This is a genomic window from Nocardia sp. NPDC003726, assembly GCF_053586955.1.
This window is the reverse complement of sequence record NZ_JBSFNF010000034.1, coordinates 1-12,384: the sequence shown is the minus strand read 5'-3', so window position 1 is coordinate 12,384 and position 12,384 is coordinate 1. Positions and strand designations below refer to the sequence as shown.

The 12,384-nt window shown below is 70.7% G+C and carries 14 protein-coding genes; 8 read left to right on the top strand and 6 right to left on the bottom strand.

Annotated elements, in window-relative coordinates; translation table 11 throughout:
- Nucleotides 1-79: 79 nt before the first annotated feature.
- The gene (locus ACWDMM_RS30390) at nucleotides 80-994 is read right to left on the bottom strand and encodes a LysR substrate-binding domain-containing protein (protein WP_357105868.1); all 915 of its coding nucleotides are present in this window, start codon (nucleotides 992-994) and stop codon (nucleotides 80-82) included.
- A gap of 117 nt (nucleotides 995-1,111) precedes the next feature.
- Between ACWDMM_RS30390 and ACWDMM_RS30385 the strand changes: the two genes are divergently transcribed.
- Nucleotides 1,112-2,098, top strand: a complete 987-nt coding sequence (locus tag ACWDMM_RS30385; protein WP_449940735.1) for a YeiH family protein — start codon at nucleotides 1,112-1,114, stop codon at nucleotides 2,096-2,098.
- Nucleotides 2,099-2,275: 177 nt separating this feature from the next.
- Nucleotides 2,276-2,671 (top strand): PPOX class F420-dependent oxidoreductase, encoded by a 396-nt coding sequence (locus tag ACWDMM_RS30380; RefSeq protein ID WP_357105874.1) that lies wholly within the window; start codon nucleotides 2,276-2,278, stop codon nucleotides 2,669-2,671.
- Here ACWDMM_RS30380 and ACWDMM_RS30375 read toward each other — a convergent pair.
- Nucleotides 2,668-2,931, bottom strand: coding sequence for a helix-turn-helix transcriptional regulator (locus ACWDMM_RS30375; protein ID WP_195079994.1), 264 nt, complete (start codon nucleotides 2,929-2,931; stop codon nucleotides 2,668-2,670). The two genes, ACWDMM_RS30380 and ACWDMM_RS30375, sit on opposite strands and share 4 nt — an antisense overlap.
- Nucleotides 2,932-3,033: 102 nt before the next feature.
- Here ACWDMM_RS30375 and map point away from each other — a divergent pair, with 102 nt between their 5' ends.
- The gene (gene map, locus ACWDMM_RS30370; protein WP_357105879.1) at nucleotides 3,034-3,798 is read left to right on the top strand and encodes a type I methionyl aminopeptidase; all 765 of its coding nucleotides are present in this window, start codon (nucleotides 3,034-3,036) and stop codon (nucleotides 3,796-3,798) included.
- A 4-nt stretch (nucleotides 3,799-3,802) separates the two neighbouring features.
- Here map and ACWDMM_RS30365 read toward each other — a convergent pair whose 3' ends face one another.
- On the bottom strand, nucleotides 3,803-4,519 hold the full coding sequence (locus tag ACWDMM_RS30365) for a VOC family protein (protein ID WP_357105882.1): 717 nt from the start codon (nucleotides 4,517-4,519) through the stop codon (nucleotides 3,803-3,805).
- Nucleotides 4,520-4,633: 114 nt separating this feature from the next.
- On the opposite strand from ACWDMM_RS30365, the gene ACWDMM_RS30360 reads away from it, so the two are divergent.
- On the top strand, nucleotides 4,634-5,182 hold the full coding sequence (locus ACWDMM_RS30360) for a PadR family transcriptional regulator (protein WP_195079991.1): 549 nt from the start codon (nucleotides 4,634-4,636) through the stop codon (nucleotides 5,180-5,182).
- Between the two features lie 78 nt (nucleotides 5,183-5,260).
- Complete coding sequence (locus tag ACWDMM_RS30355; RefSeq protein WP_195079990.1) at nucleotides 5,261-5,644, top strand: PPOX class F420-dependent oxidoreductase; 384 nt, start codon at nucleotides 5,261-5,263, stop codon at nucleotides 5,642-5,644.
- Nucleotides 5,645-5,656: 12 nt separating this feature from the next.
- Here the strand turns inward: ACWDMM_RS30355 and ACWDMM_RS30350 are convergent, their stop codons facing one another.
- Nucleotides 5,657-6,973 (bottom strand): metallopeptidase TldD-related protein, encoded by a 1,317-nt coding sequence (locus ACWDMM_RS30350; RefSeq protein ID WP_357208883.1) that lies wholly within the window; start codon nucleotides 6,971-6,973, stop codon nucleotides 5,657-5,659.
- Between the two features lie 68 nt (nucleotides 6,974-7,041).
- Nucleotides 7,042-8,571, bottom strand: a complete 1,530-nt coding sequence (locus ACWDMM_RS30345) for a metallopeptidase TldD-related protein (RefSeq protein WP_397068524.1) — start codon at nucleotides 8,569-8,571, stop codon at nucleotides 7,042-7,044.
- 165 nt (nucleotides 8,572-8,736) lie between these two features.
- Here ACWDMM_RS30345 and ACWDMM_RS30340 point away from each other — a divergent pair, with 165 nt between their 5' ends.
- Entirely contained in the window at nucleotides 8,737-9,384 is a 648-nt protein-coding gene (locus tag ACWDMM_RS30340; protein ID WP_323124007.1) for a TetR/AcrR family transcriptional regulator, read from the top strand.
- Here the strand turns inward: ACWDMM_RS30340 and ACWDMM_RS30335 are convergent, their stop codons facing one another.
- A complete protein-coding gene (locus tag ACWDMM_RS30335) occupies nucleotides 9,385-10,152 on the bottom strand; it encodes a TSUP family transporter (protein ID WP_449940729.1) in 768 nt (255 codons plus the stop codon).
- Between the two features lie 90 nt (nucleotides 10,153-10,242).
- Here ACWDMM_RS30335 and ACWDMM_RS30330 point away from each other — a divergent pair, with 90 nt between their 5' ends.
- Both ACWDMM_RS30330 and ACWDMM_RS30325 read left to right on the top strand, forming a co-directional pair.
- Nucleotides 10,243-11,415: a sensor histidine kinase gene (locus ACWDMM_RS30330; protein WP_195079987.1), complete on the top strand. Its 1,173-nt coding sequence runs from the start codon at nucleotides 10,243-10,245 to the stop codon at nucleotides 11,413-11,415.
- A 134-nt stretch (nucleotides 11,416-11,549) separates the two neighbouring features.
- Nucleotides 11,550-12,209, top strand: a complete 660-nt coding sequence (locus ACWDMM_RS30325) for a response regulator (protein ID WP_067807586.1) — start codon at nucleotides 11,550-11,552, stop codon at nucleotides 12,207-12,209.
- Nucleotides 12,210-12,384: the final 175 nt, after the last annotated feature.

The following is a 12,384-nucleotide window of genomic DNA, read 5'->3' as shown; positions in this document are numbered from 1 at the left end:
ATGAGCCCGGTGCCGCGCGAATACGAGTCGCGGTCGCCGGCCCTGGCGCCGAGACGCCGCAGGAACGAACGGTGGGACACTAGTCACTCGCACCGTCCGCCGCACACCGCGCCAGCAGTTCCGCCGGTCCGCCCGGGGGCGATCGACGACGCCAGATGGCGCGGAACTTGCGGGTGAGGACGACGGAATCCGCGGTCTTCACCGCCACCAGGGCGCCACTGTGCAGATCGGCTTCCGCGATCAACCGGCTCAGCACCGCGGGTGCGGCCCCGGCCCGGGCCGACGCGACGATGGCCGCCGCCGAGCCCAGTTCCGCCGCGGGGCGGGCGGGCTGACACTCCGCCCCCAGTATTTCCCAGACGGTGTCGCGGGTGCCGGACCCGGGCTCGCGCCACAGTAGGGGAGTGGTGGCGAGCTCGCGCAACGTGACCGGTCGTCGGCGGCGGGCCCACGGATGGCCCGGCGCCACCACGACGACGAGTTCGTCCGTGCCGAGCACCCGGCTGCCCAAGCCTGGCGGCGGGTGCGGCCCCTCGACGAAACCGATGTCCGCCCGGGCGTCGCGGACCAGTTCCTCCACTCGCCGGGTGTTGTCGACTTCGAGGGAGATCCCCACCTCGGGGTATTGCTCACGTAAAGCGTTCAGCCACCGAGGCATTCGATGGTCGGCGATGGTCTTCGACGCGGCGATCCGCAGCCGCGGCACCGCAGCGGCGTGCAGGGCGGCCACGCCCGCGCCGAAGGCCCGCGCTGCCTCGAGCACCGGTCGCGCGTGCCCGACGACCGCGCGCCCCGCGTCGGTGAGCGCCGATCCGGTCGGGCCGCGGTCGAGCAGCCGCAGCCGGAGCCGTCGTTCCAGGGCGCTGATGCGCATGCTCGCGGCGGGCTGGCTGATGCCGTGCCTGCGCGCGGCCGCGCCGAGACTGCCCAGCTCCGCGACGGAGACGAGCAGGTCGAGCACCTCCAGATCGGGTGTTCCCGGCGGCAGCGTCATGGGCAGATTATGGGCGGTGGGGGTGGCGCGGCATGCCGCACCCCATCAGCGCGGCTTATGAGGTGCTGTCCGATCGACGGCTACCTCGATGGACGGTCTGCCGCGATCGTTGTCGAAATGACGCATCTTCGCTCGCACGGTCCGGGCCTGCTGGCGGCGGCCGGGCTCGCCACCGCCGCGACTTTCCTGGGCACGGTGTGGCCCGTCCTCGGCGTGCCCGTGCTCGCACTGGCCGGTGGCGCGGCGTTCGGCCTGGTCGCGCGCCGCGCCGGCGCCGAGCGCTTCGCTCCGGGGCTGGCCTCGGCTCAGCAGCGACTGCTCGGCGCCGCCATCGCCCTGCTCGGTCTCGGTTTGCCGGTCGGCGCGGTGCTCGGCGTCGGCCGCGGCACGATGGTCGTGCTGGTCGGCACCCTGCTCGTCGGCGGGCTGGCCGCGCTGGTCGTCGGCAGACTGCTGGCCCTGGACCGGGAGTCCGCCATCCTGGTCGCCGTGGGCACCACCATCTGCGGCGCCTCCGCGATCGCCGCCGCCACCGTGGTCATCAAACCCGATCGCGATCGCGTTGCCTACGCTACGGGCACCATCTTCGTCTTCAATGTGCTTGCGGTGCTGGCTTATCCGCCGCTCGGCCACCTGCTCGGCATGTCCGATGAGGCATTCGGCCTGTGGGCGGGCACCGCCATCAACGACACGTCCTCGGTGCTCGCCGCCGCAGTGGCCTACGGCTGCGCCGCCGCGCAGTTCGCCGTCGTCGTCAAGGTGGTCCGCAGCCTGGCGATCATCCCGCTGTGCGTCGGATTGCGGCTCGCAGCCGGGGACGACTCCGGCGGCACGCCGCTGTGGCGCACCATCCCGCTGTTCGTGGTGTTGTTCCTGGCCGCGTCGGTCCTCGCCGCCACCGGCGTGGTCCCGTCGTCGTGGACGGCCGCCCTCGGTCACCTCAGCGCCTGGCTGATCGCCGCCGCCCTGGCCGCCGTCGGCGCCACCCTCACGCCGCAGGGCCTCCGCGCCGCAGGCCACCGCCCCCTGTTGTTCGGCGGCATCCTCTCCGTCGTTCTCGCGACCTCCAGCCTGGCCCTGCAATTCGCCACCGGCTGGCGGTGAGTGCTCATCATCCCGATGGTGCCGTTCATCGGATCGTGGGCTTGCCGATATCGATCTCGGCGTGGCACCGGCTCGTCCGGGCCGATGGACTGCCTCTTGTGTCTACGTCCGTAGGCGTAATGACGAACCGTTCCGCGATCGGATGTCGTCGCTGCTGCGCGGGCCTACCGTTTCCCTATGACGTGGAACGAGATGAGTCAGAGCAAGTATGTGCGGCTGACGACCTTCAGGAAGGACGGGACGCCGGTCGGCACGCCCGTCTGGGTGGCTCCCGATGGTGACCGGATCGTCGTGTGGACCAATGCGGGGGCAGGCAAGGTCAAGCGGATTCGCCGCAATCCGGACGTCGCGCTGCAGATCTGCGACGGGCGCGGACGGCCGACGGGGCAGGAGGTGCTGGCGGGCAGCGCGCGCATTCTCGACGCGGAGGGCACGCAGCGCGTGCGCGATGTGGTCGCGAACAAGTACGGCATCATCGGCAAGCTCGCCATTCGCGGGCACAAGCTGCTGCGCGGCGCGGACGCTTCCGTCGGGATCGCGATCGCTCCGAAGGCAGCGGGCGATCCGGCCTAAGCCGACTCGGCCAGTGCCGCCGAGCGCCAGATGTCCGCCAGAACCTCGAGCGGGAGCGACAGCGTCTGCGCCAGTGCTACCACGGTGCCGAAAGCGGGGGAGGGCAACCGGCCGGTCTCGATCTTGCGCAGCGTCTCCGGTGAGATGCCCGCGGCGCGGGCGACGTCGGTGAGCTCGCGGTCCGCCCGGGCCGCGCGCAGGGCGGAGCCGAGGCGGCGGCCCGCTTCGATCTGCGCGGGAGTCAACGGGAGGCGGACCATGCGCCCAGGCTACGGACGGCGGTCGGATGCCGCAAGACGGCTTGGTATAAAAATACCGTCGCCAGTAGGGTGGTATTAAAATACCGGCTCACTGGAGGAATGATGGTCGAGTTGAAAAGCCCCGCCGAGATCGAGCGGATGCGAGTGGCGGGGCGCTTCGTCGCCGACGTGCTCGCCGAGTTGCGCGAGCGGGCGCGGGTGGGCGTGAACCTGCTCGACCTGGAAGCCCATGTCCGCGAACGCGTCCGCGAGCGCGGCGCCCAGTCCTGCTACTGGGACTACGCGCCATCGTTCGGGCGCGGACCGTTTCGCAACACCGTTTGCCTGTCGGTGAACGACGCTGTGCTGCACGGCCTTCCGTTCGACTACGCGCTGCGTGACGGCGACGTGCTGAGCATGGACCTCGCGGTCGGCGTCGAGGGCTGGGTCGCGGACGCGGCGACCACGGTCGTGGTCGGCTCGGCCGCGGCGGAGGACGTGCGGCTGGTGCGGGCGACCGAGGAGGCGCTGGCGGCGGCGATCGCGGTCGCGCTGCCGGGCAACCGCATCGGCGACATCTCCGCCGCCATCGCCGAGGTGGCGCGCGCGTACGGCTATCCGGTGAACACCGAATTCGGCGGTCACGGCCTGGGCCGCACCATGCACGAGGACCCGCATGTGCCCAACGACGGCCGCCCGGGGCGCGGCTACCGGTTGCGCCCCGGGCTCACCATCGCGATCGAACCGTGGTTCGCGCGCACGACCGACCGCATCGTCACCGATCCCGACGGCTGGACCATCCGTTCGGCCGACGGCTCCCGCACCGCGCACTCCGAGCACACCGTCGCGATCACACCGGACGGGCCGCAGGTGCTGACCGCGGCCTGACCCGCTATGCCTCCGACAGCCACGCGGACAGGTCGTCGGAGGCGCGCAGCTCGTCGGCGATGGACGCGCGCTCGTCGGCGGACAGCCCCATCGCTCGCAACCGTGTCCGGAATCGGCCGGGGCCGTCCGGATCGCCGGTCGCGACGGCCAGCTCCGCGAGTGCCGCCAGGGCGCGCGCCACATCGAGCCGGGGCGCCTCGGCGCGGAACCGGCCGAGGCCGACCTCGAGCACGCGGAACGCGGCCTTGTCGTCGTTCTTGAAATCGCGCAGGATGCGGGCGTTGTCCAGCACTCTGGCCAGTCCGTCCAGCTCTTTCGACCCGCCGTACTCCACCTCGGGGGGCTCGTCGCGCTGGATGTAGATCACCTGGTTGCCCGCCGGATCGATGACGGTGAAGCGGGACTGCCCCGGCCGGAACCGGGTGATGCGCGGCAGTCCCTTCGCGGGCACCTTTCCGTAGCGGCTGCGCAGCGCCGCGGTGAAGGCCTGATGCCTGCCCGCGACGTCGTCGACCAGCACGATGCAACCGGCACGTTCGGCCGGGATGTCTGCGTCCTTCGGCGCGGGCACGAAGTGCAGGGCGCAGCCGTGGTCTTCCACCGCGCCGTAGACGTAGGGGCGGGTCTGTTCGTGGGTGACCGTGTAGCCCAGTGTCCGGTAGAAGTCCAGCGTGCCGGTCAGGTCACCGGTCCACAGTTGCGGCACCGCCGTGTCGGCCATGAAAAACTCCCGATCGCCGTGGTAGTCAAATTTGATTAGATACCAACGTAGGGCCGGTCACCGCTGGAAGTCAAACTTGACTACTATGCGATCCCGGAGTGAAAGGAGTGCGCGGTGTCGGTGGTTCGCCTGCTCGTGCTGGGGGTGATGCGCCTGCGCCAGCCCGTGCACGGCTACGCGGTGCGCCAGGAACTGCTGTCCTGGCGGGCCGAAACGTGGACGAACGTCAAGCCCGGCTCGATCTATCACGCCCTCAAGCAGCTCACGCGGGAAGGCAAATTGAGCGCGTTCGCCACCGAGGCCAGCGACCGAGGCCCGGGGCGTACGCTGTTCGAGCTGACCGAGGCGGGGGAGGCCGAATTCCGCCTGCTCATGGACGAGGCGCTGGTCAGCGTCGACATGGAGGAGCTGGGCGCTGCCATCGCCTTCATGGACGCGCTGCCGCGGGCGCACGTCATCGCGAAATTGCGTGAGCAGCGCCGCCGCAGCGCGCAGGTGCGGGCCGACCTGCTGGCCATGATCCCGGACTTCCCCGGGCGGTACGAAGCGCCGCACGCGACCGACTTGCTGGAGCTGTGGAGCGGCGTCTTCGAGAATCTGTCGAACTGGACCGACGGAGTGCTGGCGCGCCTGGAAGCGGGGGAGTACCGGATGCCGGAGTGAATATCCGGCGCCCGGCGCGCGAATCGGCCGCCTTTCCCGGGTCGCTCGCCGCGCGAGGATGCGGGATACGCTGCCCGCATGACGAATTCGCTGGACGCCGTCGCCGAGGCCGACTACGTGCTGCTGACCACCTTCCGCAAGGACGGGACGCCCGTCGGCACCGCCGTGTGGGCGGTGTCCGAAAACGGCAAACTGTATGTCTGGACCGTGACCGACAGCTGGAAGGTCAAGCGCCTGCGCCGCAATCCGGCGGTCACCGTGCAACCGTGCAGCGCGACCGGCAAGCCGCACGGTGCGGTGATCGAGGGAACCGGCCGGATCCTCGATGCCGAGGGCACGGAGCGGGTGCGCAAGCTGCTGCGGCGCAAATACTGGCTCACCGGTCCCCTGGTCATCCTCGGCAGCAATCTGCGGCGCGGCAAGTCGGGGACCATCGGCATCGAGATCAGCCCCGCCGCCTGAGCCCGGCCGCGCTCAGGTCGCCTGGCTGACCGAGGACATGTGGAAGTCCGGAATCCGCAAGGGCGGCATCGCGGTCCGGGTGAACCAGTCCTTCCATTCCCGCGGCAGCGTGAGCTCGGTCGCGCCCGCCTCGCTCACCCGCCGCAGCAGATCCAGCGGGCTCTCGTTGAACCGGAAGTTGTTCACCGCGGCGGTGACCTCGCCGTTCTCCACGAGATACACCCCGTCCCTGGTGAGGCCGGTGAGCAGCAGCGTCGCCGGATCGACCTCACGGATGTACCACAGGGTGGTCAACAGCAAGCCGCGCTCGGTACGCGCGATCATGTCGTCGATGGTGGCCTGCGAACCGCCGGTGAGCAGCAGGTTGTCGCCGGGAACCGTGGCGGGCGCGCCGAATTCGGTGGCGGTGGCCCGCGGGTAGATCAGCGCGGAGATCACGCCGTCGCGCAGCCAGTCGACGCGTTCGGCGGTCAGGCCGTTGTCGAACACCGACATCGATTCCGACGACGCGGTCGTCGCGACGAAGGGCTGGTATTCCAGCCCCGGCGCGTGCGGATCCGAGTAGAGCGTGAGGGGGATTTCGCTCAGTCGCTCGCCGACCCGGGTCCCGCCGCCACGCGCGAACGCGGTATGACCTTCGTGCGCGCCCCTGCCCTCCATCGACCAGGCCAGGTAGATCATCAGATCGGCCACGGCGGAGGGCGGCAGCAGCGTCTCGTAACGGCCCGCGGGCAGCTCGATCTTCCGTTCGGCCCAGTCGAGGCGGCGCGACAGGTCCGCGAGCAGGCCGGAGACGTCGACGTCGGTGAAGTCCGCGGTACCCACCCCGACCCACGCGCTGGCCAGATCCGCGCCCTCGCCGCGTTTGCCGTTGATCTCCACCGAACCGGTGGGTTGCACGAAGCGGCGCCGGATGCCGGTCGACGTGCCGAGCCAGGTGGTGTGCATCTGATGGTGGGCGAAGCCGTAGAGGCGGTCGGCGCTGTCGAATCCGGCGGACAAGCCTTCGGCCAGGTCGGTGAACACCTCGATGCCGGTGCCATCCGCGGGGGCGCTCCAGTCGTCGTCGACGGCGTCGGGCTCCAGCAGCGGCATCGCGTCCCGCGCGGGTTCGGCGCCGCGCGCGGCCTCCTCGCTGGCGCGCACGACGGCCTCGATGTCGTCGGGGTCGACGCTGGTCGAGGCGATGGTGCCGACGCGGGCCAGGGTGGGGCCGTCGCGGAACACCGAGATCACCGCCCAGTTGCGGGACACCGACGACCCGTTGGTGGTCATGGAATTGCCCGCCCAGCGCAGCGAGGCCTCGTGCTCGTCGCGGACTATCACCATCGCCTCGTCGGCGCGGGACAGCGCCAGCGCGCGCTCCACGGTGGCCCCGGCGGGGAACAGATCGCCGCTCACTGGCCTGCCTCCGTCCGGGTGTTGAGAATGTTGACGCCGCGCACCAGGATCGACGGGCAGCCGTGGCTGACCGCGGCGACCTGGCCCGGCTGCGCTTTCCCGCAGTTGAACGCGCCGCCGAGCTGCCAGGTCGACGGGCCGCCGACCGCTTCCATCGCGCCCCAGAAATCGGTGGTGGTGGCCTGGTAGGCGACGTCGCGCACCTGGCCGTCGAGCTTGCCGCCGCGGATGCGGAAGAATCGCTGGCCGGTGAACTGGAAGTTGTAGCGCTGCATGTCGATCGACCACGACCGGTCGCCGACGATGTAGAGACCGTCGTCCACGCGGGAGATGAGCTCCTCGGTGCTGGTGTCGCGGTCGGGGTCCGGTTGCAGCGACACGTTGGCCATCCGCTGGATCGGCACGTGATGCGCCGAGTCGGCGTAGGAGCAGCCGTTGGACCGCTGCAGGCCCAGGCGCGGCGCGAACACCCGGTCCAGTTGATAGCCGACCAGGACGCCGTCGCGGACCAGATCCCAGCGCTGCCCGGCCACGCCCTCGTCGTCGTAGCCGACCGTGGCCAACCCGTGCTCCTGGGTGCGGTCGCCGGTCACGTGCATGATCGGCGTGCCGTAGCGCAGCGACCCGAGCTGATCCGGCGTGGCGAAAGAGGTGCCCGCGTAGGCGGATTCGTAGCCGATGGCCCGGTCGTACTCGGTGGCGTGGCCGATCGATTCGTGGATGGTCAGCCACAGGTTCGTCGGATCGATGACGAGGTCGGTCGGCCCGGCCTGCACGCTGGGCGCTTTCACCTTCTCGGCCAGCCACTCCGGAATCCGGGCGAGCTCGCCGTCCCAGTCCCACACCCCGTCGGCTCCGGTGACGTACTCCCAGCCGCGGCCGACCGGTGCGGCCAGCGTGCGCATGGACTCGAACACCCCGGCGGAAGCGTCCACCGTGATCGCCTCCAGGCTCGGGTGCAGCCGCACCCGTTGCTGGGTGATCGCCGACCCCGCGGTGTCGGCGTAGAAGGTCTGCTCCTTGACCTGCAACATGTTCGCGGTGACGTGATCCACCCCGTCGGCGTGCGACAGGCGCTCCGAGTAGTCCTGCAGCAGCGCGACTTTCTCGCCGGTCGGCACGGCGAACGGGTCGATGTCGTAGGCCGACACCCAGCGCGCGCCGGCGTAACGCGGCTCGTCGGCCAGTTCGACGCGTTCGCGGTTGAGCGCCCGCAGCGTGGTCGCGACGGTGACGGCGGTGCGCGCCACTTCGGCGGCGGTATCGGGAGTGAGCGCGGCGTGCGAGGCGAAACCCCACGTGCCGTCCACGATCACCCGGACGGCGAAACCGAGTTCGGTGCTGTCGGTGACGGCCTCGACCCGCCCGTCGCGCAACCGGATCGATTGCGTCACCAGGCGGTGCACCCGCAGGTCGGCGTGCTCGGCGCCGGCCGCGGTGGCCGAGGCCAATGCGGCGTCGGCGAGCGCGGCCAGCGGCAGGTCGAGGAACTCGGCGTCCACGTCTCTGGAAGTCGCGATGCTCACCGGCCCCAACCTAGTCGGTCCCGCCGCGTGTGCGCGGTGAGTACACGCCGTGCGAAAGCGCATCGCATGCAGATTTGCCCGGAATGCGTAGTCGCGCCTCGGGAACGGCGCGCGCGACACTCGGCCTTACCGCGTGTTGCTCGCCGGATGCCGTACTGTGCCCGCGTGCCGCCATCCGCCCTCCGTGACCGTAAACGCGAACGTACCCGCCGAGCCATCCTGGAAGCCGCAGCCGAGCTGTTCGAGACGAACGGCTACGAGGAGACCACGGTGGCCGACATCGCCGCGGCGGCGGACGTCGGCACGCGCACGTTCTTCAACTACTTCGCCAGCAAGGAAGAGCTGCTCTTCCCGGAATCCGACGAGCGGGTGCGCGCCGCGGTGGCGGCGATCGCCAGCAGGCGTCCTGGCGAACGGCCGGTGGAGGTCATGCTGCGCGCCTTGCGCGCGGCCGGGGACAATCCCGGCGAGCATCTCGTCGACGATCTCCACGCCAGGATCGGCGCGCTGCGCGCCCAGGTCTCGCGGACCGTGCCCGCGGTGAGCGGTCGCGCCGCGCACGCCCAGCTGGTCACCCAGCGTGAGATCGCCAGGCAGTTGCACAAGGCGTTCCCCGCCGAGCTCGACGAGGTCGGGGCCGCCGCTCTGGTCGGCGCGGTCGTCGGCGCCGTGTCCGGCGCGCTGACGGTCCTGTTCCAGCGGCCGGTGGCGGGTGCGGAGGACGGCGAGCGCCTGCAACGCGAGATCCACGAGACCACCTCGCGGGTGCTGCAACCGTGGCTGGCCTCCCATCACGCGCAACCGGTGGGCTGATCAGCCGAACTGCTGCCAGCCCAGCCGCAGCACCATCCCGATCACCACCACCAGCAGCACGACGCGGACGAATTCGGCGCCCTTGCGCAGCGCCATGCGCGCGCCGACCACGGCGCCCAAGACGTTCGCGACGGCCATCGCGGCGCCGAGCGCGAAGAGGATGTGCCCGGTCGCGCCGAAGAAGACCAGAGCGCCGAGGTTGGAGCCGCAGTTGATCACCTTGGCCATGGCGGCTGCCCGCACGAACTCGGTGCCGAGCAGGGTCGCGAAGGTGATGATCAGGAACGTTCCGGTACCGGGCCCGAGCAGGCCGTCGTAGCAGCCGATCAACCCCGCCGCCAGCGCCACCGTGAGGACGACCTTCCGTCTACTCGGTGGCTGCGTGGCCAGGGTGATTCCGATCGAGGGACGCAGCGTGACGAACACCGCGACGCCGACCAGCACCACCATGACGATCGGAATGAACAGCTCCCGGTCGATCAGCGAGACCGCGGCCGCGCCGAGCGCCGCCGCCACCGCCGCGATGACCGCCGCGGGCAGCAGGAGCCGCCAGCGCATCGGCACCTTGCGCGCGAAGGTGAGCACCGAGGCGCTCGTCCCGGCGACCGCGGCGAGCTTGTTGGTCCCCAGCGCGGTCTGGGGCGCGATACCGGGGGCGACCACGAACAGGGTCGGCAGCACGATCAGCCCGCCGCCGCCCACCACCGCGTCCACCCAGCCCGCGGCCGTCGCCGCCGTCAACAAAACCGCCCAGTCTCCGATCTGCACCCGGCCAGACAACCAGATCCCGGGTCCGGACCGCGCCGGGTGCCCACGGGGAGAGTCACCCGTCCACCGGGCGCACCTACCCTGATCCCCGTGCGTCGTTTCAGTCTGTGGCTCCGGGGCAAGCCCGTCGTGGCCGATTCGGTGCTGGCGGCGATCTTCGTGGTGCTGGAGATCATCGGTGTGGGCAACGCGCACAACAAGCTCGCCTATCTGGCCGTCGGTGTGCTGCTGCCGCTACCGCTGGCGCTGCGGCGGGTGTACCCCCGGGCCATGGCTGCGGCCACCTTGGCGTTGTCGCTGACGCAGACGCTGGTGGGCTTCGTCTTCCAGGACGACGCCGACCACATCGGGCAGCTGGCGCACGGCATCATGCTGTACACGCTGGTCGCCTACGTCGGCAGGCGGGACGGCCTGTGGTACGCGCTCGGCCTGGTGGTGGATCTCGTGCTCTCGATCGTCGCGATCGGCAAGCCCGCCGGGTCCGACAGCGTGTTCACCGCCATGTTCTACGCCTTGTGCTGGACGCTCGCGGAGTTCATCGGCGCGCGGCACGCCTACGACGCCGAGGTGGCGGCCCGGCTCGCGGTCGCCGATTACGACAAGGAGCGTCGCGCGCACGACGCGGTCGCGGCCGAACGCACCCGCATCGCGCGGGAACTGCACGATGTGGTGGCCCACGCGGTGAGCGTGATCATCGTGCAGGCCGACGGGGCCAAGTACGCGCTGCGCCGCGACCCGGACGCGGCCGAGCAGGCGCTCACCACCATCGCGAGCACCGGCCGGGAGGCGCTGCGCGAACTGCGCCGGACCGTGGCCCTGCTGCGCACCGAGCACGCGCCCGACCAGTTGCCCCAGCACGGCACCGCGGGCATCGCCAAGGTCGTGGAGATGATGCGCGGCACCGGTCTGGCCGTCGAGCTGGAATTGACCGGCGAGCTCGACGACATCGCGCCGGAGGTCAGTCTCGGCGTGCACCGCATCGTGCAGGAATCGCTGACCAACACGCTGCGGCATGCCGGGCCGCACCCGAAGGCGTGGGTGCGGGTGCGCCGCACCGATGCCGACGTGCTGATCGACGTCACCGACACCGGTGGTGTCCCGCCGCTCGAGCCGGGCGCGCGCATCCAGGGCAGCGGGCTCGGTCTGGTCGGGATGCGCGAACGCGTCGCGGTGCTCGGCGGCAGCCTGGACGCCGGCCGTGACGCCGACGGAGCGTGGCGGGTGCACGCCAGGATCCCGCTGCGGTCCGACCCGGCGGACTGAGCCGGTCGTCAGCTGCGAGTGACACGAAATTCGTTGTAGCAAAACCTTTTCGGGATCACATCGACCGAATGCGCGAGACCGCCGCGCAGACGCCCCGCCCGGCGCGCCGGCGCGGCCACGTTACATTGGGGAACGTGCCGATCACCGTGCTCGTCGTCGATGACCAGGAACTCATGCGGATGGGATTGAAGATGGTGCTCGGCGCGCACCCCGACATCGAAGTGATCGGCGAGGCGGCCAACGGCGCCGCCGCGGTCACCACGGCGGCGGAACTGCGACCCGACGTGGTGTTGATGGACGTTCGGATGCCGGTGGTGGACGGGGTCGTCGCCACCACCCGCATCGTGGAGGCCGGGCACGGCAGCCGGGTGCTCGTCATGACGACCTTCGATCTCGACGAGCACGCGCTCGGCGCGCTGCGGGCGGGGGCGAGCGGATTCCTGTTGAAGGACACCCCGCCGGAAGATCTCGTCTCGGCCATCCGCAGCGTCGCCGCCGGTGACGCCGTGGTGTCGCCGAAGGTCACCAAACGCCTGCTGGACCGGCTCATCGCGGAGGACCCGGCGCGCACCCGCGATCCGGGCGTGCTCGACGTGCTCACCGCCCGTGAGCGTGAAGTGCTCGAGCAGATCGCGGCCGGACGGTCCAACGCGGAGATCGCCGAGCAGTTGTACCTTTCGGAGGCCACGGTCAAGACGCACGTGGGCCGCGTGCTCACCAAACTCGGCCTGCGCGATCGCGTTCAGGCGGTGGTGCTGGCGTACGAGACCGGGCTCGTGCGGCCGGGCGGCTGAAGGCGGCGACGCTCACAGCGACCTATCAGGTGCGGCGGGGAGAAAAAGCCGGGCGCGGGACGTTGACCGGGTAGATCGTCCGAAAGGACTCTCAATGACCGTGTCAAGTCGCGGAGGCCACCGGTATCGGCGTGTCGAAGCTGAATTCGCGGCCGTCGCGCAGCAGTGCCCACAG